Annotated in this window: 16 protein-coding genes; 10 read left to right on the top strand and 6 right to left on the bottom strand. The window is 64.8% G+C overall.

The window, feature by feature from the left end:
* Positions 1–56: 56 nt before the first annotated feature.
* Together BRX37_RS04240 and katG are read left to right on the top strand one after the other, a co-directional pair.
* Positions 57–2,342, top strand: a complete 2,286-nt coding sequence (locus BRX37_RS04240) for a glycoside hydrolase family 3 N-terminal domain-containing protein (protein WP_125985656.1) — start codon at positions 57–59, stop codon at positions 2,340–2,342.
* A 131-nt stretch (positions 2,343–2,473) separates the two neighbouring features.
* Positions 2,474–4,708, top strand: coding sequence for a catalase/peroxidase HPI (gene katG, locus BRX37_RS04235; protein ID WP_125985655.1), 2,235 nt, complete (start codon positions 2,474–2,476; stop codon positions 4,706–4,708).
* A 451-nt stretch (positions 4,709–5,159) separates the two neighbouring features.
* Here katG and BRX37_RS04230 read toward each other — a convergent pair whose 3' ends face one another.
* The gene (locus tag BRX37_RS04230) at positions 5,160–7,310 is read right to left on the bottom strand and encodes a TonB-dependent siderophore receptor (RefSeq protein ID WP_125985654.1); all 2,151 of its coding nucleotides are present in this window, start codon (positions 7,308–7,310) and stop codon (positions 5,160–5,162) included.
* Positions 7,311–7,967: 657 nt separating this feature from the next.
* On the opposite strand from BRX37_RS04230, the gene BRX37_RS04225 reads away from it, so the two are divergent.
* Complete coding sequence (locus BRX37_RS04225; RefSeq protein ID WP_026109112.1) at positions 7,968–8,843, top strand: OmpA family protein; 876 nt, start codon at positions 7,968–7,970, stop codon at positions 8,841–8,843.
* Positions 8,844–9,041: 198 nt separating this feature from the next.
* Positions 9,042–10,910: an ABC-F family ATP-binding cassette domain-containing protein gene (locus tag BRX37_RS04220; RefSeq protein ID WP_125985653.1), complete on the top strand. Its 1,869-nt coding sequence runs from the start codon at positions 9,042–9,044 to the stop codon at positions 10,908–10,910.
* 72 nt (positions 10,911–10,982) lie between these two features.
* Here the strand turns inward: BRX37_RS04220 and BRX37_RS04215 are convergent, their stop codons facing one another.
* The 4 genes from BRX37_RS04215 to BRX37_RS04200 form a co-directional block, all read right to left on the bottom strand.
* Positions 10,983–12,077, bottom strand: coding sequence for an AI-2E family transporter (locus BRX37_RS04215; RefSeq protein WP_125985652.1), 1,095 nt, complete (start codon positions 12,075–12,077; stop codon positions 10,983–10,985).
* Positions 12,078–12,126: 49 nt separating this feature from the next.
* On the bottom strand, positions 12,127–13,362 hold the full coding sequence (locus BRX37_RS04210; RefSeq protein ID WP_125985651.1) for a YceI family protein: 1,236 nt from the start codon (positions 13,360–13,362) through the stop codon (positions 12,127–12,129).
* Between the two features lie 103 nt (positions 13,363–13,465).
* Positions 13,466–14,806 carry an alkaline phosphatase family protein gene (locus tag BRX37_RS04205; RefSeq protein WP_125985650.1) on the bottom strand — a complete coding sequence of 447 codons (1,341 nt, stop codon included), beginning with the start codon at positions 14,804–14,806 and terminating at the stop codon, positions 13,466–13,468.
* A 1-nt stretch (position 14,807) separates the two neighbouring features.
* The gene (locus BRX37_RS04200) at positions 14,808–17,078 is read right to left on the bottom strand and encodes a TonB-dependent receptor (protein WP_125985649.1); all 2,271 of its coding nucleotides are present in this window, start codon (positions 17,076–17,078) and stop codon (positions 14,808–14,810) included.
* 219 nt (positions 17,079–17,297) lie between these two features.
* Here BRX37_RS04200 and BRX37_RS04195 point away from each other — a divergent pair, with 219 nt between their 5' ends.
* Complete coding sequence (locus tag BRX37_RS04195; RefSeq protein WP_004210293.1) at positions 17,298–17,738, top strand: acyl-CoA thioesterase; 441 nt, start codon at positions 17,298–17,300, stop codon at positions 17,736–17,738.
* Positions 17,739–17,752: 14 nt separating this feature from the next.
* On the opposite strand, the gene BRX37_RS04190 is transcribed toward BRX37_RS04195, so the two are convergent.
* Entirely contained in the window at positions 17,753–18,139 is a 387-nt protein-coding gene (locus tag BRX37_RS04190) for a DUF983 domain-containing protein (protein ID WP_125985648.1), read from the bottom strand.
* Positions 18,140–18,232: 93 nt separating this feature from the next.
* Between BRX37_RS04190 and pabB the strand changes: the two genes are divergently transcribed.
* The 5 genes from pabB to msrA all read left to right on the top strand — a co-directional run bounded on the left by pabB (position 18,233) and on the right by msrA (position 22,588).
* Positions 18,233–19,411 (top strand): aminodeoxychorismate synthase component I, encoded by a 1,179-nt coding sequence (pabB, locus tag BRX37_RS04185; protein ID WP_125985647.1) that lies wholly within the window; start codon positions 18,233–18,235, stop codon positions 19,409–19,411.
* Between the two features lie 32 nt (positions 19,412–19,443).
* Positions 19,444–20,067 carry an aminotransferase class IV gene (locus BRX37_RS04180; protein ID WP_017500849.1) on the top strand — a complete coding sequence of 208 codons (624 nt, stop codon included), beginning with the start codon at positions 19,444–19,446 and terminating at the stop codon, positions 20,065–20,067.
* 185 nt (positions 20,068–20,252) lie between these two features.
* Entirely contained in the window at positions 20,253–21,455 is a 1,203-nt protein-coding gene (locus BRX37_RS04175; RefSeq protein WP_017500850.1) for a pyridoxal phosphate-dependent aminotransferase, read from the top strand.
* A 310-nt stretch (positions 21,456–21,765) separates the two neighbouring features.
* Positions 21,766–21,927: a hypothetical protein gene (locus BRX37_RS04170; protein ID WP_170319005.1), complete on the top strand. Its 162-nt coding sequence runs from the start codon at positions 21,766–21,768 to the stop codon at positions 21,925–21,927.
* Positions 21,914–22,588, top strand: coding sequence for a peptide-methionine (S)-S-oxide reductase MsrA (msrA, locus tag BRX37_RS04165; protein ID WP_164522407.1), 675 nt, complete (start codon positions 21,914–21,916; stop codon positions 22,586–22,588). The genes BRX37_RS04170 and msrA overlap by 14 nt, the downstream gene beginning before the upstream one ends.
* Positions 22,589–22,620 lie beyond the last annotated feature (32 nt).

Raw genomic sequence — 22,620 nt, 5'->3', positions numbered from 1 at the left:
TCCGTTTGTCTTCGGACAAGCCCCGTTCATTCTTCCCCGGTTACGCTCTCTCCCGCATGACTCTTGATCGCCGCGACCTCCTGATCCGCACCCTGGGCGGTGTCCTCGCCCTTGGCATTCCCCGCCGCGCGCTGGCGCAGGCCGACGTCGCCCGCGTCGATGCGCTGATCGCGAAGATGACGCTGGAGGAAAAGGCCGGGCAGATGACCTGCCTGGCCGACAGCTTCCGCCCCTTCAACCCGCCCAATCCGGCGGCCGGCATCCAGGACGAGAAGCGCCTGGCGGACGAGATTCGCAAGGGCCGGGTCGGCTGCCTGTTCAACGGCATTGGCGTTGCCGGCGCGCGCCGCGCGCAGGAAATGGCGGTCAAGAACAGCCGCCTGGGCATCCCGCTGCTGCTGGCGGGCGACGTGATCCACGGCCTCAAGACCATCTTTCCCGTGCCGCTGGGGGAGGCTTCCTGCTTCGATCCCATGCTGGTGGAAAAGACCGCGCGGGTCATGGCGGTGGAGGCGACGGCGGCGGGCCTGCACCTCACCTTCGCGCCGATGGTCGATGTCGCGCGCGACCAGCGCTGGGGCCGGGTGGTCGAGGGCGCGGGCGAGGATGTCTATCTGACCGGCCTCTTGTCGGCGGCGCGCATTCGCGGTTTCCAGGGGCGCGACCTGCGCCGCGATGATTCGCTGCTCGCCTGTCCCAAGCATTTCGCCGCCTATGGCGCGGTCGCGGCGGGGCTGGAATATGGCAGCGTCGACATCAGTGACGAGACGCTGCGCGAAACCCATTTGCCGCCCTTCGGCAAGGCCTTTGCCGCCGGTGCGCTCACCACCATGGCCGCCTTCAACGAAATCAACGGCGTGCCCGCCACCGCCGACCGCGAATTGCTGACCGACATATTGCGCGGCGAGATGCAGTTTCGCGGCTTCGTCTTCTCCGATTACACCGCCGACGAGGAACTGGTCGCCCATGGCTTTGCCGAGGATGAGCGCGACGCCGCCCGCCTCGCCGTGCTGGCCGGGGTCGACATGTCGATGCAGAGCGGCCTCTATATCCGCCACATCCCCGATCTGGTGAAGAGCGGCGCGGTGCCGATGGCGACGGTCGATGTCGCCGTGCGCCGCATCCTCTATGTGAAGACCGCGATGGGGCTGTTCGACAACCCTTATCGCTCGCTCGATGAGACGGTGGAGAAGGCGCGCATCAGCACGCCCGGCCATCATGCACTGGCGCGCGAGGCGGCGGCGCGATCGGTCGTGCTGCTCAAGAATGACGGGGTGCTGCCGCTCGATCCCGCCGCCGGGCAGAAGATCGCGCTGATCGGCCCGTTCGGCGAGGACAAGGCCAATCTCTATGGCCCCTGGGCCTTTTACGGCGATCCCGACAAGGGTGTCGACATCGCCACCGGCCTGCGCGCGGCGATGCCCGATCCCGCGAAGCTGACGGTCGAACTGGGCTGCGCGGTCAACGGCCCGATCAAGGACGGGATCGCCCGCGCCGTCGCGGCGGCGAAGGCGGCGGACGTGGTGATCCTGGCGGTCGGCGAATCCCAGGCGATGTCGGGCGAGGCGCAATCGCGCACGATGATCGAGCTGCCCTCCTCGCAACAGGCACTGGCCGATGCGATCGCCGCCACCGGCAAGCCGGTCATCGTGCTGCTGCGCCATGGCCGCGCGCTTGCCCTGCATGACGGTGTCGCCAATGCGCAGGGCTTGCTGGCGACCTGGTTCCTGGGGTCGGAAACCGGCCATGCGCTGGCCGACATCCTCTTCGGCAAGGTCGATCCCTCGGCCAAGCTGCCGGTCAGCTTCCCCTGGGAAAGCGGGCAGGAGCCTTTCTTCTACGACCGCAAGTCGACCGGCCGACCGACGGTGGACAATGGCAGCACCGAATATAAGGCGCGCTACGCCACCACCGACAACAGCGCCCGCTTCCCCTTCGGCCATGGCCTCAGCTACACCGATTTCGCCCTCAGCGACCTGAAACTCTCCGACACCGCGCTGCGCTGGGACGGCGCGGTCGAAATCACCGCGCGCCTCACCAACAAGGGCAAGCGCAAGGGCAGCGAGGTGGTGCAACTCTATATCCGCGACCGCGTCGCCAGCCGCACCCGCCCGATCCGCGAATTGAAGCGCATCCAGCGCGTCACTTTGTCGCCGGGCGATTCCACCCAGGTCCGCTTCACCCTGTCGCGCACCGACCTCGAATTTGTCGGCGCCGGCAACCGCCGCCTCGCCGAACCGGGCCTGTTCGACCTGTGGGTCGGCCAGTCCTCGACCGGCGGCCTGCACGGCCAGTTCACCCTCTACGCGGCGGTGCCGACTTCTCCGCCACCAAAAGGCTGAACTCTCCGATCCACCCTCTCTCATAGGAAAATCCGATCACTGTGACGGAATCGATTCGTTTCGATCCGCCGCCGCGCAGGACTACCCCTTTTCCCGCCTTGAACAGGCAGAACAGGACAGGGGAGAGAAACATGTCCACGACCCGCATTTCCACATTCGCTTTGGCGTGCGCGCTGCTCGCCAGCCCGGCGCTCGCCGCCGAGACCAAGCCCGCCGCTGCCGCGCCCGCCGTCACCGAAAAGCCCGGCGGCATGACCAACAAGGACTGGTGGCCCAATCGCCTCGACCTCACCGCGCTGCGCCAGCATGAGGCGACCCGCGCCAATCCCTATGGCGCCGACTATGACTATGTGAAGGAATTCAACAGCCTCGACCTGGAAGCGGTCAAGGCCGACATCCGCAAGGTGCTGACCACGTCGCAGCCCTGGTGGCCGGCGGACTATGGCCATTATGGCCCCTTCTTCATCCGCATGGCCTGGCACAGCGCCGGCACCTATCGCGTCGGTGATGGCCGCGGCGGCTCGGATGGCGGCGAACAGCGCTTCGATCCGCTCAACAGTTGGCCCGACAATGTCAGCCTCGACAAGGCCCGCCGCCTGGTCTGGCCGATCAAGCAGAAATATGGCCGGAAGCTCAGCTGGGGCGACCTGATGGTCCTCAGCGGCAATGTCGCGCTGGAGGATATGGGCTTCAAGACCGTGGGCTTTGCTGGCGGCCGGATCGATGCCTGGCAGCCGGACGTCGTCTATTGGGGCCCGGAAACCAAGATGATGGGCACCGAGCGCTCCAATCCCGACGGCTCGCTCAAGCGTTCGCTCGCCGCGACCACCATGGGCCTCATCTATGTGAACCCCGAAGGCCCCGGCGCCAATCATGATCCCAAGGGCGCCGCCGCAGACATCCGCCGCGCCTTCGGCAATATGGCGATGGATGACGAGGAGACGCTGGCGCTGATCGCGGGCGGCCACACCTTCGGCAAGGCGCATGGCGCCAAGAAGCCCGAGGAATGCCTGGGCGCGGAACCCGCTGCCGCCGGCATCGAGGATCAGGGCTTCGGCTGGAAGAACAAGTGCGGCAAGGGCAATGCGGAAGATACGCTGACCTCGGGCCTGGAAGGCGCCTGGTCGGCCACGCCGACCCAGTTCACCACCCAATATATCGACAATCTGCTGAACTTCGACTGGGTGAAGACCAAGAGCCCGGCCGGCGCGACCCAGTGGATCCCGACCGATCCCGCCACCGCCAACATGGTCCCTGACGCGCATGTGAAGGACAAGCGGCACGCGCCGATCATGTTCACCACCGACATCGCGCTCAAGGAAGATCCCGGTTTCCACAAGGTGCTGGAAAGCTGGCAGAAGGATCCCGAGCTGTTCAGCAAGGCCTTCGCCCGCGCCTGGTTCAAGCTGACCCATCGCGATCTGGGGCCGCAGGCCCGCTATCTCGGCAAGGACATCCCGTCCGAAACCTATAGCTGGCAGGATCCGCTGCCCAAGGCGAGCTTCGCCCCCGTCAGCGCCGCCGATCAGGCCAAGCTGAAGGCCGCCGTGCTGGCGTCGGGCCTCACCGGGCCGGAACTGGTGCGCACCGCCTGGGCCTCGGCCGCGACCTTCCGCAGCACCGACATGCGCGGCGGCGCCAATGGCGCGCGCCTGCGGCTCGACCCGCAGCGAGGCTGGGCGGTCAATGACCCGGCGGAACTCAGCAAGGTGCTGACGAAGCTGACCGCGATTCAGAAGGAATTCGCGAAATCCGGCAATCAGGTGTCGATGGCCGACCTCATCGTGCTTGGCGGTAACGCCGCGGTCGAGCAGGCGGCGCAGAAGGGCGGCTACAACATCACCGTGCCGTTCACGCCCGGCCGGGTCGACGCAGCGCAGGCGCAGACCGATGTCTCATCCTTCGCCTATCTGGAGCCCAAGGCGGACGGCTTCCGCAACTGGTATGGCCCCAGGGCGGAGGTCAGCCCGGCCGACGCGCTGGTCGACAAGGCCGATGCGCTCGACCTTACCGTGCCGGAAATGACGGTGCTGGTCGGCGGCATGCGTGCGCTGGGTGCCAATAGCGGCGGGTCCAAGAACGGCGTGCTGACCACCCGTCCGGGCACGCTCAGCAACGATTTCTTCATCAACCTGCTGACGATGGACACGGTGTGGAGCAAGTCGGCGACGCCGGGCCTTTATGACGGCAAGGACCGGGCCAGCGGCGCGGCAAAGTGGACGGCCACCCCGGTCGACCTGATCTTCGGCTCCAATTCCGAACTGCGCGCCGTCGCCGAAGTCTATGCCGAGGACGACGCAAAGGAGAAGTTCGTCACCGACTTCGCCGCCGCCTGGACCAAGGTCATGAACGCGGACCGCTTCTGAAAATGAGCAACCCGGCGGCGCACGGCGTCGCCGGGTTCTTCGGATCGGATTGGCGGGAGCGATCTGAAGCGGACGTTTCCTACTCCCCTCCCTTCCAGGGAGGGGCCGGGGGTGGGTGCGCCGCGTAGCGGCGGTCTACGGTCGATAGGGCAGAAGCTCGCTACGCTCGCCACCCACCCCAACCCCTCCCTGGAAGGGAGGGGCTATGTCTTGTTCCCACCCAAATCCGCCCCTCCTTCTTTCTCCTCCGCGCTCTTCGCGGCTCCGCGCGAATAATGAATCACGCGGAGCCGCGAAGGGCGCGGAGAAGGGGGTATGAAGGACTGGAAAACAGTCTGGCGCTTAGCTGCTCCAGAATAGCGTTGCGTCGTTCCGCAAGCTGAACCCGCGTCAGCATCCATCTACCCCCAACAAAAAGGGCGCCCTGGTCTCCCACGGCGCCCTTCCAGCATCAGAACTTGTAGTTCGCGCTGATCGTGAAATTGCGCGGGGCGCCGTAGCGATATTGGCTGAACGAGCCGGCCTGGCTGTAATATTTCTTGTCGAACAGATTTTCGACATTGGCCTGGAGCTGCAGCTGCTCGGTCACGGCATAGCGCGCCATCAGGCTGACCAGAGTATAGCCGTCCTGCTGGAAGCGGAAGGGCACGGCCGGCGTGGTGCCGGGGATGGTGCCGTCCGAATAGGCCTTGCTGCGATAATTGACGCCGCCACCGATGGTCAGGCCGGTCAGCACGCCGGGCAGGTCATAGGTGGTGAAGATCTTGAGCAGCTTGCGCGGCTGCGCGGTGTTCACGTCATTGCCGTCCGGATCCTCGATCTTGAACTGGCTGTAGCTGGCATTGACGTTCCAGCCCGGCAGCGGCTGGCCGGTGGCTTCCAGTTCGAAGCCCTTGCTGGTGACACCCTCGACCGCGCGATAGGGCTGGAAGGTCTGGCCGTTCAGGATGATTTCCGGGCCGTCCATCTCGCCGACATTATCCTGCTCGATGCGGAACAGCGCGATAGAGGTCTGCAGCGCATCGCCGAAGAAGCTGCTCTTCAGGCCGATTTCATAGGCGGCGCCGTTCAGCGGATCGAGCAGGCGCTGTTCGCGGTCATACAGGTTCTGCGGCTGGAAGATCTTGGTATAGCTGGCATAGACGCGATGGTTCGACGTGATGTCGTACAGCGTGCCGACATAGGGGATGAACACATTGTCGTCGCCATAGTCGCTCGGCCCGCTCCAGGCGAAGCCGCGCTGGTTCCAACTGGCGATACGGCCGCCCAGGATGACCTTGAACGGATCGGCCACGTTCAGGCGGAACGCGCCATAATAGCCGGTCTGCTCGATCCGTTCCTGTTCGTTGCGCACCGCGTCGGTGCCCCAGACCGGCTCGGGATAGGGCACGCCTTCCTGGCCGAGCACCGGCACGTCCGTCAGCCAGGGCGAGGGCGCCACATAATTGTCGGTGTGCCGCTTCAGCACGCTGTGCAGCGCGCCCAGCACGACCTCATGATCGCGGCCAAACAGCGCCACCTGGCCCTTCAACTGGGCGTCGATGCTGTTCTGGATGCTTTCGCCCTTGGACTTGTAGGGGTTGGTGCCGTCCATCGTGCCGGTCGCCTTGTCGACGCCGCCATAGAGATACAGGAGCTGCGTATCGCCGGTGGTCTTGAGCCGGTTGTAATTGGCGGTCAGGTTCCAGCGATCGCCAAATTCCTGGCGCACCGTGGCATAGATATTCTGGTTGGTGGTGTTCCAGTAGGTCCAGTCCGCCGCCGTGGTCTGCGACCGGGGCAGGTCGGTCAGCGTGCCGTCGGTGTAGAAGGTGGGCAGCGCCCCCCAGGTCGCGCCCTTGGGCTTGCTGTCCTGGTGGCTCATGCCGACGCGGACCAGCGTGCTATCGGTGACGTCGGCCTCGACCACGCCATAGAGGACCCACTTCTTGCGGTCCTGGATGTCGATGAAATAGTCGCCCTTTTCATAGCGACCGACCAGCCGGGCGCGGATGCGGCCATCGGCGGTCAGCGCGCCGCCAATGTCGGCCGACAGGCGCCAGGTGTTCCAGCTGCCGACGCTGGCATTGACATAGCCGGTCAGGTCGGTGGCGTCGGCATGTTTGCGCACCAGGTTGACCGACGCGGACGGATCGCCCGCGCCCGACAGCAGGCCGGTTGCGCCGCGCACGACCTCGATCCGTTCATAAATGGAGACGTCGATGCTGGTCTCGCCATTGCCACCGGCCAGCGTCCAGGCCGCGGGCACGCCGTCGACCTGGGTGTTGCGGATTTCGAAGCCGCGCGCGTAGAAGCTGTTGCGCACGTCATCGACTTCGTTGGCGGATACGCCCACCGCATTGGTGATGACATCCTTCACGCTGATCAGATTCTGGTCGAGGATGCGCTGCGCGGTCATGATGCTGACCGACTGCGGCGTTTCCTGGACCGTCAGGCCCAGGCCGGTCGCGGTGTCGATCTTGTCGGGCAGGGTATAGGTGCCGGTGACGACGATCTGGTCGTCGCGATTCTCATCGGCCGGTGCGGCGCTGGTCTGGGCGGCGGCGGGAAGGGCGACGACGCATAGTGCGACGCCGGCAAGCCAGTGATATTTGGACAGCATGAAGACCCCTGTTTTCTGGTAGGAAATTGGGCGTCGTCCTAAGCGGTATTGCGAGGCGATCGCAACAATAATGCGAATGCGTCGCAATGCTATTTTGCGCAAAATATGCGAATATTTCCCTCTGTGACCATATTGCCACAGATCCCGCCGTCGACCGGCGGGTGATGCGCGGTGTGGCGGCGGCCGGTCGAGGCGTCCATCGGCCTGCTTCCGCGCGCGCACGCAAACCGGATCGTCAAATAATGTTTCAAGTCAATGTTATGAAAGCGCAAAAATAGAAATTCGGAACTTGTTCCACGCGGACGCTGATTTTTGTTTCACAACAAGAGGGGTCTTCATCGCGAAGTGTGATGGAAATCTATAGCTGTTCTGACTCAAGTGGATCGCGTTAACACTTTCCGTCTCCGCCTTCGTTTCGTCGCATCATCCACTCATCTGGCCTGCGCAACACGGCCGGAACACGGGCTGTTCATGCAGCAGAAAGCCGGACACGAACAGGCAATGTGTCTGGCGCATCCCACGGCGCCAAGACGTCAAAATTTATGAAGGTCAGAAGAAGGGGGTTCTGACGGCCGGAAACGCCACCAGGCGGCCGCCGTCGGACGACAAGCTGCAATGCTGCAGGCCCGACCGATCGAGAAGTGAAGGAGCAGCGTGATGCCTATCATGTCCAAAAACCAAAAATATCTTGTGATGCTTGCCCTGCTGGCCGGGGCCGCCCCGGCCGCTGTCGTGGCGCAGGACCAGGCCCAGGACGCGCCGCCGGCCGATGTGTCGGCCAGCGTCGCCATGCCGGCCGCCGAACTGACGGAGGGGCCCGAGATCAAGGGCATCATCTCCGCGCGCAGCGGCGACCGGATGCAGGTGACCGCCGCCGACGGCAGCAAGAGCGTCATCACCATCAATGACGATACCAAGATCAGCGCCAGCAAGGGGCTGTTCGGCCTTGGCCGCGACCATCTGGCTGCGACATCGCTGCTGAACGGTCTGCCGGTGACGGTGAAGACCCTGCAGGCCGGCGAAGGGCTGCTTGCCAGCAAGATCGCCCTGCAGAACAAGGATCTCAAGACCGCGTCGATGATCAATAACGGCACCGCCCAGCGGTTCGACGAACAGACCGCCGCGACCGAGGCGCTGCGTGGCCGCATGGGCGAGATCGACCAGTATAATGTGAAGGGCACGACCAACGTCAATTTCGACACCGGCAAGGCGGTGCTGTCGGATCAGGCAAAGAATGATCTCTGCGCTGCGGCGACCTCGGCCAATGGCATGAGCAACGCGCTGCTGCTGGTCGTGGGCTATACCGACTCCACCGGTGGCGAAGAGCTGAATCAGGAACTCAGCGAAAAGCGTGCCTCGCGCGTGGTCAATTATCTGCAGCAGGCCTGCGGCTGGAAGCCCTATCGCATGCTGACCCCCACCGGCATGGCCGAGGCCGATCCGGTGGCCAGCAACGACACGATCGAGGGCAAGGCGCAGAATCGCCGCGTCGCGGTCAATATCCTCGTCAGCAAGGCCGTCGACGGCCTCTGACCCCTGCGGGGTGGACTTTGGTCCACCCCATTTTCCGCGCGTCGATCGCGCGACTTCGCAAAAATCTCCTATTGCGAAGTCGTGACCGCGGACCGGCAGCGGCGTAAATGCGTCCTCTGCGACACTATATATTTTGCAGCTTTCGCAAGCGCGCCAAGCCGCTTCACCCCCCGCCGCAGCTCTGCTACAGGCGCGGCCATGCTTAACTTGAACGGTATCACCGTGCGCCTGGGCGGCCGCACCATCCTCGACCGCGCCGGCGCCGCACTGCCGCCGCGCAGCCGCGTCGGCCTCATCGGCCGCAACGGCGCGGGCAAGTCGACCCTGATGAAGGTGATGATCGGCCAGCTCGACCCGGACGAGGGCAGTTGCGACATGCCGCGCGACACCCGCCTCGGCTATATCGCCCAGGAAGCCCCCTCGGGCACCGCGACCCCGTTCGACACCGTGCTCGCCGCCGACAAGGAACGCGCCGAACTGATGGCGGAGGCGGAGCATACCGAAGATCCCGATCGGCTTGGCCATATCTATGAACGGCTGACCACGATCGATGCCTATACCGCGCCCGCGCGCGCAGCCCGCATCCTCGTTGGCCTGGGCTTTGATGAGGAAATGCAGGGCCGCCCGCTCGACAGCTATTCGGGCGGCTGGAAGATGCGCGTTGCCTTGGCGGCGCTGCTCTTCTCCAACCCGGACCTGCTGCTGCTCGACGAACCGTCGAACCATCTCGATCTCGAAGCGACCCTCTGGCTGGAGAATTTCCTCAAGGCCTATCGCGGCACCGTGGTCATCATCAGCCATGAGCGCGATCTGCTCAACAATGTGGTCGACTATATCCTGCATCTCGAAGGCGGGAAGGTGACCCTTTATCCCGGCGGCTACGACGCGTTCGAGCGCCAGCGCGCCGAACGGCTGGCCCAGCAGGAGGCGGCACGCGCCAAGCAGCAGGCCGAGCGCGAGAAGCTGCAGGATTATGTCGCCCGCAATTCGGCCCGCGCCTCGACCGCGAAGCAGGCCCAGTCGCGCGCCAAGGCGCTGGCCAAGATGCAGCCCATTGCCGCTGCGATCGAAGACCCCAGCCTGCATTTCGGTTTCCCCAGCCCCGCCGAACTGCGCCCGCCGCTCATCACCATGGACATGGCCTCGGTCGGCTATGACGACACGCCGATCCTGCGCCGCGTCAATCTGCGCATCGATCCCGATGATCGTCTGGCGCTGCTAGGCCGCAACGGCAACGGCAAGACCACGCTGGCCCGCCTGATCGCGGCACAACTGGCGCCGATGGAAGGCGCCATCAACAGCTCGGCCAAGATGAATGTCGGTTACTTCACTCAATATCAGGTGGAGGAACTGGACGTCACCGACACGCCGCTGGAGCATATGACCCGCGTCATGAAGGGGGCGACGCCCGGCGCGGTCCGCGCCCAGCTTGGCCGCTTCGGTTTCTCGGGCGAGCGCGCGACGCAGAAGGTCGGATCCATGTCGGGCGGCGAGCGCGCGCGTCTGGCGCTGGCGCTCATCACCCGCGATGCGCCGCACCTGCTGATCCTCGACGAACCGACCAACCATCTGGACGTCGACAGCCGCGAGGCGCTGGTGCAGGCGCTCAACGAATATTCGGGCGCGGTGGTGATCGTCTCGCACGACCGTCACATGATCGAACTGGTCGCCGACCGGCTGGTGCTGGTCGACAATGGCACGGCCCAGCCGTTTGACGGCAGCCTGGATGACTATACCGACATCATCCTGCGCAAGGCAGACGGCAATCCGTCCGGCGGTGACGCGCCCAAGGTCGATCGCAAGGCCGACAAGAAGGCCGCTGCCGAATGGCGCGAGAAGCAGAAGACGCTCAAGAACGCCGTCAACAAGGCCGAGCGCGAGATGTCCACCCTGATCGCCGAGCGTACGCGGATCGACGCCATACTGTCCGATCCCAAGAGCGCAACCGGGGCCGAGGCGAAGATGACCACCAGCGAACTGATGGTGAAGCGCGCCGCGGTGGAAAAGAAGCTGGAAGCGGCCGAGGAAGTCTGGATGGAGGCCGGCGCGGCGCTCGAGGCAGGCTGATTCTTCGGCTTTAGACCCTGATTCACGCCATCGGTGAAAGCGCGGAGCGCTTCCACCTCAGACGATCAGGGTCTAGAAGGTGAGCGGTGGCGCGCCCGCTTCGTTGGAGCGGGTGCGGATCACGATCTGCCAGGTGGCGATGAACAGGGCGGCGATCACCGGGCCGATGACGATGCCGTTGAAGCCGAACAGTTGCAGCCCGCCGAGCGTGGTGATCAGCACGACATAGTCGGGGATGCGGGTGTCGCGGCCGACCAGGATCGGGCGCAGCAGATTGTCGACCATGCCGATCACGAACATGCCGCAGAAGATGAGGATCAGCCCCTTCCAGATCGCGCCGGTCGCCAGCAGATAGATCGCCACTGGCGCCCAGATGAGGCCGGTGCCGACGGCCGGCAGCAGCGAGAAGAAGCCCATCATCACGCCCCACAGCAGCGCGCCGGAAATGCCCAGTGCGCCGAACACCAGCCCGCCAATCAGCCCCTGCAGGATGGCGACGACGATGCTGCCCTTGATGGTGGCGCGGATGACGATGACGAATTGCCGCATCAGCGCGCGGCGATGCAGCACCCGCAGCGGCGCGGCCCGGTCCAGCTTGCGCGTCAGGTCGAGCCCGTCGCGCAGCAGGAAGAAGGTGAGATAGAGCATCACCGTCAGCGCGATGAGGAAGCTGAAGGCGCTCTGGCCGATCAGGAAGGCTTGCGCCGCGACGGTGCGGAAACTGGCGGTCAGGCCATCGGTCAGCAGCCGCTGGACCGCCGCGAAATTGGATATGCCCAGCCGCCGCAGGCCGATCGACGCCCAATCCGGCAGCGCCGCCTGGAACTGTGCGAACATGTGGGGAATGTTGATCTTCCCCACATTGATCTGGGCGTAGAGCGCGGTCGCTTCCTGCACCAGCGCGATCGACAGGATGATGGCCGGCACGATGACGATGGCGATGATCAGCAACAGCGTCAGCAGCGCGGCGCTGTTGCGATGGCCGGGGATCAGCTTGAGCAGTCCCTGGTTCACCGGGATGAACAGGATGGCGACGATCACGCCCCAGAGGATCGCCCCGAAGAAGGGCTCGACCACCAGCGCGAAGGCGATGGAAACCAGCACCACCAGGGCGACGAACACCCCATCCTCAATCTGCGTTCGGCGATGCCGGCTCTGTCGTTCCATGTCCGCTTCTTGGCAGAAACCGTTACGTTAATCCATGCGTCGCATGGCCTTATTGCGCCTTGGCGTCAAAGCTGAAGGTCACCGATACTTTGGGATCAAGACCGGTGCTGCTGTCGCCATTGCCCACGCCAAAGGGCAGGCGGGCGACGCTGGCCGATCCGCTGACCTTGCGGCTTGTGCCGCTGCCCGACAGGGTGAAGCGGATCGCCTGCGGCTTGGCCACGCCCTTCAGCGTCAGCGTGCCATGGGCGCGATAGGCGTTGGCGCCGGTCTTCTCCGCACCCTTGGCGACGAAGGTCGCGGTCGGGTGGGCGGCGCTGCCAAAGAATTCGTCGCCCGGCAGCATGCCGTCCTTATAGGCGTCGCCAACGCTGGCCGATGCCATGTCGATCGTCACCTTGATGTCGGCGCTTTCGGGATGGTCGGGGTCCATCACGATCTTCGCGGTCCATTTCGAGAAACTGCCGCTGATCGTCTCGCCGCTGTTGCCGACCGCAAAGCCGATCTTGCCGCCGGGTTGCACGGCCCAGGCGGGCGGCGGGCCGGCGGGTTCCTCGGCGACGGCTGCGGTCTCGTTCGCAGCCGGAGCGGCGGCATTGTCGCTCGCATTGCCGGCGGCTTCGACGGCATTGTCTTCGACCGGCGCCTCGACCGCATTGGCGGCGGGGGCAGCGGGCGCTTCAGGCACTGCACCCGGCAGGATCGCCCGGCCCAGCAGGAAGCCGACGAGGATCAGCGCGGGCAATCCCAGCAGCAAGGCGGTCGAACGGCCCGGCACCATCCGCCAGATCAGCCCGTCGCGCATCATCACATGATGGCGCAGCGCGCCCGCGACATGCAGCGCGACCAGCGCGATGCCGATCCAGGCGAGCAGGCTGTGGCCGCCTTCGGCCAGGCCATGGCTCGCCATCGGCAGCGGCAGATGGGGCAGGGGAATGACGCCGAAGAACAGCGTCGGCACCTTGACCTTGGCGGTCGAGACCAGCGCCCAGCCGGTCAGCGGCGCCCCCAGCATGAAGGCATAGAGGCCGACATGGACGCCGGAGGCCAGCGCGCCCTGCCAGCCGCCTTCCAGCTTGGCCGGGCGCGGCTTCCACCAGCGCACGCCAATGCGCAGCAGGGTCAGCAGCAGCACGGTGATGCCGATCGACTTGTGCAACTGGAACAGCGCAAAGCCGCGCGCGCCCAAACTGCCCAGCGCCCAGCCGACGGCGATCTGAAAGGCGAGCAGGGCGGCGATCGCCCAGTGCAAGATGATGGCGGCCAGGCTGTAACGCTGCGGCATATGGACTACCCCGAAAATGACCCTGTTGGATTGGGCGCAAAATTATGTCGCGGGGGTAATGAAGTCCATCGTCGCAGCCGGAAACGATCCGTTGCCGGGTGGATCAGCGCAGGTCGATCGCCGCCGCCTCCGCGTCGGGCAGGCTGGCGCCCATCGCCTTGGCCAGGGTGGGCGCGATTGCGCGCATGTCGATCAGGCCTAGATCCTTGCCCGGCTTCACGCCCGGTCCCATCGCCATGAAGGTCGCGCGCAGATTGGCCGGGCCGGGGAAATAGCCGTGCATGCCCTTGACCGGCGTCGGCGCGACCAGCGGCGCATTGGCGCCGCGGAAGATGTCGGTGACAAAGCCGGGCTTGAGGTTGATCGTGAAGCTGGCCTGCGCATTGCCGCCGAGCTTCGCCATCTCCGCCCGGCCGACGATGCGGTCGATGCCGTTGGCGGGGTTGGCGGCCAGCCTGTCGAGCAGGCCCTTCACCTTGTCGGCCAGCATCTGGTCATCGGGGCGGGCAAGCATGATCGCGGCCGATCCGCCGCCGATCCAGGGCATGGCCTGCCAGGATGCGACCTTGCCGTCCGCGCCGAGGGTGATGAGGCCAGCGTCGATGAAGGGGCGGAACAGGTTTAGGCCACTGTGCGTCGCCTCGAACCCATGGTCGCTGACCAGCGCGATCAGCGCGTCGGGATGGGCCTTGCGCTCGGCCGCGATCAGGTTGCCGACGATCGCGTCGATCTTTTCCAGCACGGCCTTGGCGGCTGGCGTGTCGGGACCGCTGCCGTGCTGTTCATGGTCGAGTGCGGTCAGGTAGACGGTCAGGAAATCAGGCTGGTGCGCGGCGATCAGCGCGGTGGCGAAGCGGCCCCTGTTCTGGTCACCGGACAGGCTCTCGTCGATACCCATGGCATAGGGCTGGCCGACTGCCCGTTCCAGCTCCGCTTTCAGGCCCGGCGTCGCCAGCGCATCCAGCAGTTGCGCGTCGTCGGCATGGCCGGTGCGCCAGATTTGCGGCAGGTTCCAGCGGACGCCCCTCGCGGCGACGCTGACGGGCCAGTGGATATTGCCGGTGGAAAGCCCGGCTTTTGCGGCCGCATCCCACAGCATCGGCACCTTCACATCCTGCGCATACCAATACCAGCCGCCCTGGTTGATCTGCATCGGGTCGAAGCTGTTGTTGCTGACAATGCCATGTTTGCCCGGCGACACGCCGGTCATCAGCGTGGTGTGGCTGGGATAGGTCAGCGTCGGCAGCACGCCGGTGACGCCCGAGGCATGGGCGCCATCGGTCAGGAACCGGCGCAGATTGGGCAAGGCAAGGCCGCGCTTGTCCGCCTCCAGCACGTCGCCGGGGCGCAGCCCGTCGATCGAGATCAGCAGCACCGGCTCGGCCAGCGCCGGGAGCGGCGCGAGGGCGAGCAGGGCGGAGGCAAGCAGCGCGGCCTTGTTCATCTTAGAAACCCGCCTTGAGGGTGATGAAGAATTGCTGCGGCGCGCCGATCAGCAGCGTCTGCGCGTCGCCGCTATTGCCAAAGCCGCCAGAGCCGATCGTGCTGATATATTTCTTGTCGAACAGGTTGCTGGCGTTGAGCTGCACTTCGATCTGGTCGGTGATGCGATAGCCGATCGAGGCGTCCACGATCACCCGGCCATCGACCGACGCATCGTTGGTGTAGCTGTAATAGCGCTTCGACATATAGTTGGCGCCGATCCGGCCGAACAGCGGCCCCTGGTCATAATTGAGTTCGCCGCGCAGCATATGCTTGGGGCTGTCGACCACGGTCTTGCCCTTGATCGCGGCGACCAGTGTGCCGTCCGAGCTGTTGAGCACATCGTCGCGATAGGTGGCGTCGGTGTAGCTGTAGCTGGCATAGAGGCCAAAGCCCTGGCCCAGCTTCAGGTCGCCCGCCGCCTCGATGCCGACGGCGCGGACATTGCCGACATTCTGCAGCGCGGAGGCGAGACCCAGGATCGGGCTGCCGACCTGCACCGCCAGCAGGCGGTTGCGGAAATTGACCAGATAGGCGCCCAGCGTGCCGTTGAAGCGCGAACTATTGTAGCGCAGGCCCAGCTCGTACGTGTCCGAGCTTTCCGGCTTCAGGTCGTCGCGGATCTGGTCGAAGCCGGCCTGGTTGGTGGAGAAGGGGCCGGTGGTGGTCGCGCTGGCAAAGGCCTTGGTCACCTGGGTGAAGCCACCGAAGATTTCCGCCTCGGGGCTCAGCTCGACGGCGAAGCCGGCATGGGGCTGGAACCAGTCCTCGGCCTTGATCTTGCCCTCGGGGAAGCTGCTCGACACGACCGCCTCGGCCTCGTTGGTGACCTTGAAGCCCTTCCAGCCCAGGTTGATCGTCAGCATGCCCAGGTCGATCTTGTCGCGGACATAATATTGGATCGTGTCGGTGGTGAAATCGAACTCCCACTGGGTCGCGAACGGGTTCTTGGGATAGTCGCGGAACGACAGGCCGGCTTCGGTGCGGCTCTTGAACGCATAGAAACGGCGGGCCTGGTTGAACTTGTTATTCTCGTACCAGGCGCCTGCTTCCAGCGTCTGGACGCCGATCGTCGCATCGACGCTGCCGAACGCGCCGATCCGGTCCATGTCATATTCGGTGGTGCGGATCGACAGCGGCGAACCGCCGGTGGGGCTGGGGACCGAGGGGGTCGCCCACAGGCCCATGCCGCTATTATTGTGATAATAGCCCTTGATCTTGAAATTGGCATGATCGCCCAGCGGCGTGCTGTAGCCGATCGAGCCCAGCCAGTCCTCACGCAGGCCGGCGGCGTCATAATAGGCGTCCCAGACCGACGTCACATTGTCGGGATAGACGGTGCCAGCGGCGGCGTTGCTGACCGGCGCGCCGGTCTCGCCGCGATTATTGCCGATGTCGGCATAGAGCACGGCGCGGGCATAGTCGGGCGACGTATTGTCCCATTTCCAGCCCAGGCGGTTGATCATGTCCATCGACATGTCCTGATAATCCTGCTCGCGGCGGTCCGAATAGCTCAGCCAGCCATCCAGCTTGCCGTCGCCGACCGGGATCACGACCTTGGCATTGACCATATGCTGGTCCTGCGTGCCCTGGCCCTTCCACTTGTCGGTCGAGCCGTAAGCGTAGGAGACATAGCCGCGAATGCCGTCGGCACTGCCCATGTTCAGCCGGGCGAAGGCGCGCCAGGTTTCGTCGCTGCCATAGGTGAGGTTGCCCTGTGCGCCCAGCGCATCGGCCGGATCCATCGAGAAGGTCTCGACCGTGCCGCCCAGATTGCCGGTCGACTGGGTGCCGAGCGAACCCGAGCCCTGCGACACGCGGACGGTGCCGATATTCTCGCTGCTGATGGCGCGGGTGATGTGCAGGCCGTTATGATTGCCATAGCTCATGTCGCCCAGCGGAATGCCGTCGAAGGTGAAGCCAAGCTGGTTCTGGTTGAAGCTGCGGATGCTGACGCGCTGCGACCATTCATAGCTGCCGAACGGATCGGACGACTGGAAATTGACGCTGGGCAGCTTCTCGATGGCTTTGAGCGCATTGGTGCCGGGCGTCAGGGTGACGAGGTCGCGGGTGGTGATTTCCTGGACCTGGCGGGTCTCGCCGCGGCCAAAGACGATGATGCCGGCGCTGTCCGCGTCGGCCGCGGCATCGGCGGCGGGCGCCATGTCCTGGGCAAAGGCGGGTGCGGCGATGCAGGCGGTCGAAGCGAGCAGCAGGCTGAGTGCGTGGCGCATGGTGAAATCCCCCAATCGGATGTGATTGGCGGGCGCTCTAGGGCTGGCATGTTGCACTGCAATGTGACTATCGCGACGCTGCGGCGTCAGTTTCGTGACAATGTCGTTATGATTTTGTCTGTGTCATAAAGGTCGCAGTCGCGGCATTTTCGTCGCGAACATTGCATCGCAAGATCGCTGGGCTAAGAGCGAAAAAAACAATTTCAAGGAAAGCAGGACATGGCCAAACCCGAATCCTGGCGGTTCAGTCCCGACGCATATCGCTTCATCACGAGCATCGATACGCGTTTCCAGGATCTCGATACCATGGGGCACATCAACAATGTGGCCATTTCCGGTATCTTCGAAACGGCCCGTATCCGCTTTCATCACCATATGGGCCGCCACCCGCAGGAACAGGGCGTGCGCTGGCTGGTGGCCAATGTGAACCTCAATTTCATCGAGGAATCGCATTTCCCCTATCCGTTCGAGGTCCATTGCGCGATCGGCCATATCGGCCGCACCAGCTGGACGATCAGCTCGGCCGGCTTCCAGAAGGGCGTGTGCGTCGCCACCTGCGACACCACCGTCGTCACCCATGGCGCCGAAGGCCGTCGCTCGATCGACGATACGCTGCGCGAAGCGATGGAACTCAACTTCATCCGCAAGCCGGCAGAATAAGGCCCGGCGCGCCGTCAGGCGAAGCCGTGCATCCGGCGCGACCATTGGAAGGCCAGCACCGCCCCCTTGGCGGGCTGGATCATCGCCAGCCCCAATATCGCCGCCAGCGTCGGCCATAGCACCGCCTGCCAGCCCAATGGGATGGCCAGCGCGGCATTGACCTCGATCATCAGCGGCACCAGCAGATGGCCGAGCAGCAGGATGACGATATAGGCCGGGAAATCGTCGGCTTGATGCCCGTCCCAGCGCTGGCCGCAATGGCTGCACGCCGACACCGGTTTCAGGAAGCGCGCGAACAGCCTGCCCTCGCCGCAGGCCGGGCAGCGGCTGCGCAGGCCCAGCAGCAAGGCCGGTTTGAACGGACGCGGTTCGCTGGTCGGGGCAGGGGGCTGGTCGGACATCGCCCCTGTCTAGGCCAGCTTTGCCCCGCCGGGCAATCATGGCGCCACCTGCATCGCTCTTTCGTGCGCGCCAAAGCCTGTTAAGAGGACGCCATGCGCCTGCCTGGTCCCACCGAAGCCTTTGCCCTGTTCGACGATGCGCGCGTCCAGGGGGCAGCGCCCGCGCGGCTGTATCGCGATCCGGTGTCGGTCATCGCGGCCTGGCGGATGGAGGAGGTGCAGCCCGCGCTCGACCGCATCGCCGAGGCGCGCGAGGCCGGCCTCCATGCCGCCGGCTATATCAGCTATGAAGCCGGGTTGGCGCTGGAGGAACGGCTGGCGCCGATCGCGCACCGTCCGCCCAAGGGCGGCCCGCAGGCCATGCCCTTGCTCTGGTTCGGCCTGTTCGAGGGCTGCCGCTTCATCCCGGCCGATGGCGTCGCGGACCTGCTGCCCGATCCTGCTGCGGTCAGCGTCGATGCGCCCTGGCCTTTGGTCAGCGAGGCCGACTATCGCGCGCAGTTCGACCAGGTGCAGGAACTGATCCGTGCCGGCGACATCTATCAGGTCAATCTGACCTTCCCGTGCGAGTTGCGCTTCGCCGGCGATCCGATGGCGCTCTACGCGGCGCTGCGTCCGCGCGCGCAGGCTGGCTATGGCGGCGTCGTCAACATCGGCGGGCATCAGATATTGTCCTTCTCGCCCGAACTTTTCTTCACCCAGGTGCGCGGGCAACTCACCGCGCGGCCGATGAAGGGCACCGCCGTGCGCGATCATGATCCGGAACGGGATGCCGCCCTGGCGACCGATCTGGCGCGCGATGCCAAGCAGCGCGCGGAAAATCTGATGATCGTCGACCTGCTGCGCAATGATCTGTCGCGGGTGGCGCGGGCCGGGTCGGTCACGGTCCCTGACCTGTTCAAGGTCGAAACCTATCCGACCGTCCACCAGATGGTCTCCACCATTCGCGGCCGGGTGCTGCCGGGGCTGGCGCCGGTCGACGTGTTGCGGGTGCTTTTCCCCTGCGGATCGATCACCGGCGCGCCCAAGGTGCGGGCGATGGAGATCATCGACATGGTCGAGCCTTTTGCCCGCGGCGTCTATACCGGGGCGATGGGCTGGATGGATCCGGCGGGGGACGCGGCTTTCAATGTTGCCATTCGCACCATTTGCGTCGAAGAAGGAAGCGGTATCGGTCGCCTGGGCCTGGGTTCCGGCATCGTTGCGGATTCGGATGCGTCGGCCGAATGGGCGGAATGCCTGGCCAAGGGGCGCTTCCTGTCGCTGGGATGAAAGATGATTGCAGTGGGGCGTGAATAGGTTCGATGTCGGTGGCTGACGGACGATATGATCTGCTCGAGACCATGGCCTTCGATCCGCATGAAGGCGTGCGTCTGCTGGAACTGCATCTTGGCCGGCTGAAGGACAGCGCGCAGGCGCTGGGCTTTGCCTTCGACCGCCACAGCGTGCGCAATGAGCTTCAGGCCGCCACTTTTCGCCTGCGCGAACTCAGCCGCGTGCGGCTGCTGGTATCGCGTCAGGGCTCGGTGTCGATCGAGGTGCGCGAACATCGCACCTGGCCCAAGGCGATCATGCAGGTGAAGGTCGTGCCCCGGCTCGCCGCCGCCACGGATCCCCGGCTGGAGCACAAGACCACCGACCGTTCCCTCTATCGCGACGCGCTGCGCCGCGGCGGCACCTATGAAGTGCTGATGACCGACGAACAGGGCTATCTGACCGAAGGCTGCTTCTCCTCCATCTTCGTGGAGCGGGGCGACAAGCTGGTGACGCCGCCGGCCTCGCGCGGGCTGCTGCGCGGAATCCTGCGCCAGAGCCTGCTCGACATGGGCGAGGCGGTGGAGGGCGACCTGCGCATCCATGATCTGGAACGCGGCTTCTTCATCGGCAATGCGTCGCGCGGGATGGTCGCGGCCTCGCTGGTCCGATAGTTTTCCTAGGATGCGCACAAGCCAATAACCGGCAACTGGCGGTTGCTCCGGCGTCCTTTGCGCACTAAGGACCGCCGCGTCTGCCTGCGCGGCAGACAAGGAGATAATATTATTTTTTGTCGCGATGTCGCTGAGCGCGGACTCTTTTGTCCGTCTGGGCATCGCTCTGGAGAAAGATCATTGCCATGAGCCAGACTTCCGCAGCCCTCGGTCGCATCCAGCCCTCCGCCACCCTGGCGATGAGCGCGCGCGTGAATGCCCTTAAAGCCGAAGGCGTGGACGTTATTGGTCTTTCGGCCGGCGAACCCGATTTCGACACGCCCGATTTCGTCAAAGAAGCGGGGATCGAGGCCATTCGCAAGAATCTGACCCGCTATACCGATGTCGACGGCACTGCCGACGTCAAGGAGGCGGTCGCCTTCAAGTTCAAGCGCGACAATGGCCTGATCTACAAGCGCAGCCAGATCAGCGTGAACTCGGGCGGCAAGCACACCCTGTTCAACGCGCTGGTCGCGACCGTCGACGTGGGCGATGAAGTCATCATCCCGGCGCCCTATTGGGTCAGCTATCCCGACATCGTGAACTTTGCCGGCGGCACGCCCGTGTTTATCGAAGGCCCGGCCAGCCAGGGCTACAAGATCACCCCGGCCCAGCTCGACGCCGCGATCACCCCGCGCACCAAGTGGGTGATGCTCAATTCGCCGTCCAACCCGTCGGGGGCCGCCTATTCGGCGACCGAGCTCAAGGCGCTGGGCGAAGTGCTGCTGCGTCACCCGCATGTGCTGGTGATGACCGACGACATGTATGAGCATGTCTGGTACGCGCCGACCCCCTTCGCCACCATCGCCCAGGTCTGCCCGGATCTCTATGACCGCACCCTGACGGTCAATGGCTGTTCCAAGGCCTTCTCGATGACCGGCTGGCGCATCGGTTTCGCCGGCGGTCCCGAATGGATCATCAAGGCGATGGGCAAGCTGCAGTCGCAGTCGACCAGCAACCCCTGCTCGATCAGCCAGGCTGCCGCCGTGGCCGCGCTGACCGGCCCGCAGGATTTCCTGGAAGAGCGCAATGCCGCCTTCAAGAAGCGCCGCGACATGGTCGTCGCCATGCTGAACGACGCGCCGGGCCTCGACTGCCCGACGCCTGAAGGCGCCTTCTATGTCTATCCCGACGCCAGCGGCGTGATCGGCAAGGTGACGCCCAAGGGCCAGCGGATCGACAGCGACGAAGCGCTGATCGGCTATTTCCTCGACGAAGCGAAGGTCGCAGCCGTCCATGGCGCCGCCTTCGGCCTCTCGCCGGCCTTCCGCATCAGCTATGCGACCTCGGAAGAGGTGCTCAAGACCGCCTGCGTGCGCATCCAGGAAGCCTGTGCAGCGCTGAAATAAGCGCCGGCCGATGATCGTCGGCCTGCAATAAGCTCTTGAAAATCCGGTCGCGATACTGTCTATCGCGGCCGGATTTTTCCATTGTCTCAAAAAATGAAACGGTCTTTTTCGCACTGCAGCGTCTTGTGATTGACGCCGCAGGCGCTATATGCCCGTTGCGTAAAGAAACTTATGTGCGGTGGCATTTCGTCGCTCCGCTCCCGTCCTTGGTCGAAAGCCGCTGTCCGGCGCGATCATGTTCAGACAGGGGCAAGGCGCAATGTCCTACCGGGCGACGATCGCGAAGATATCGCGACAGAAAGGCTTGGCCATGTTGGCGTTTTTGAAATCCGAACTGTTCTTCCGCTTCCTGGGTGGCTTTGCCATCGGGGCGGTCGCGATGTTCGCGCTTCAGCCCAATAATGAGCCGCCGGCGCTGACCTCGACCGCGATCGCGTCGACCGCGACCCCTGTCGGCAGTGCGGCGCTCTAAGGGCCTTTTCCTCCTATCCCTTGCGGCGCTCGCCGCCGCGTCTTCCCCATTGCATGCCGAACCTGCCGTCCCCACGCCGATCCCGGCGCTGGATGCGCAGCCGACCCGATCGCTGGAAACCGCGATCTTCGCGGGCGGCTGCTATTGGGGTGTCGAGGGCGTCTTTTCCCATGTGAAGGGCGTCAGGCTCGTCGTGGCGGGGTTCGCCGGCGGCCCGCGCGACCGCAAGGTCGATTATGACATGGTCAGCGGCGGCGATACCGGTTTCGCCGAGTCGGTCCGGGTCACCTATGATCCGAAGATCGTCAGCTATGGCACGCTGCTGCGCATCTTCTTCTCGGTCATCACCGATCCCACCACGCTCAATTATCAGCGGCCCGACAGCGGCACCCAATATCGCAGCGCGCTCTTCCCGCTCAATCCAGAGCAGGACAGGGCAGCGCGCGCCTATCTCATACAGTTGCAGAAGGCCGGGCTGTGGCGCGATCCGATCGTGACCAAGGTGGAGCCCTTTACCGGCTTCCAGGACGCCGGGGCCGATCATCAGGACTTCATGGCCCGCTATCCCTATCATCCCTATATCCAGCGCTGGGACATGCCCAAGCTCAAGGCGTTCCGCGCCATGTATCCCACGCTCTACCGCGCGGTGCCCGCCGCCTGATCGCGCCGATGCTGGCCGATGGCGACGTGGCA

This window comes from Sphingomonas sp. S-NIH.Pt3_0716 (assembly GCF_003950715.1).
In the GTDB taxonomy this organism is placed as follows: Bacteria; Pseudomonadota; Alphaproteobacteria; order Sphingomonadales; family Sphingomonadaceae; genus Sphingobium; species Sphingobium yanoikuyae_A.
This window is presented reverse-complemented; position numbering and strand designations above follow the sequence as displayed.

Coding starts and splice junctions, on each gene's coding strand:
- BRX37_RS04190 (WP_125985648.1), bottom strand. CDS start 18,139: ATGTCCGACCAGCCCCCTGCCCCGACCAGCGAACCGCGTCCGTTCAAA.
- pabB (WP_125985647.1), top strand. CDS start 18,233: ATGCGCCTGCCTGGTCCCACCGAAGCCTTTGCCCTGTTCGACGATGCG.
- BRX37_RS04200 (WP_125985649.1), bottom strand. CDS start 17,078: ATGCGCCACGCACTCAGCCTGCTGCTCGCTTCGACCGCCTGCATCGCC.
- BRX37_RS04175 (WP_017500850.1), top strand. CDS start 20,253: ATGAGCCAGACTTCCGCAGCCCTCGGTCGCATCCAGCCCTCCGCCACC.
- katG (WP_125985655.1), top strand. CDS start 2,474: ATGTCCACGACCCGCATTTCCACATTCGCTTTGGCGTGCGCGCTGCTC.
- BRX37_RS04170 (WP_170319005.1), top strand. CDS start 21,766: ATGTTGGCGTTTTTGAAATCCGAACTGTTCTTCCGCTTCCTGGGTGGC.
- BRX37_RS04215 (WP_125985652.1), bottom strand. CDS start 12,077: ATGGAACGACAGAGCCGGCATCGCCGAACGCAGATTGAGGATGGGGTG.
- BRX37_RS04210 (WP_125985651.1), bottom strand. CDS start 13,362: ATGCCGCAGCGTTACAGCCTGGCCGCCATCATCTTGCACTGGGCGATC.
- BRX37_RS04240 (WP_125985656.1), top strand. CDS start 57: ATGACTCTTGATCGCCGCGACCTCCTGATCCGCACCCTGGGCGGTGTC.
- BRX37_RS04180 (WP_017500849.1), top strand. CDS start 19,444: ATGTCGGTGGCTGACGGACGATATGATCTGCTCGAGACCATGGCCTTC.
- BRX37_RS04220 (WP_125985653.1), top strand. CDS start 9,042: ATGCTTAACTTGAACGGTATCACCGTGCGCCTGGGCGGCCGCACCATC.
- BRX37_RS04225 (WP_026109112.1), top strand. CDS start 7,968: ATGCCTATCATGTCCAAAAACCAAAAATATCTTGTGATGCTTGCCCTG.
- BRX37_RS04230 (WP_125985654.1), bottom strand. CDS start 7,310: ATGCTGTCCAAATATCACTGGCTTGCCGGCGTCGCACTATGCGTCGTC.
- BRX37_RS04195 (WP_004210293.1), top strand. CDS start 17,298: ATGGCCAAACCCGAATCCTGGCGGTTCAGTCCCGACGCATATCGCTTC.
- BRX37_RS04205 (WP_125985650.1), bottom strand. CDS start 14,806: ATGAACAAGGCCGCGCTGCTTGCCTCCGCCCTGCTCGCCCTCGCGCCG.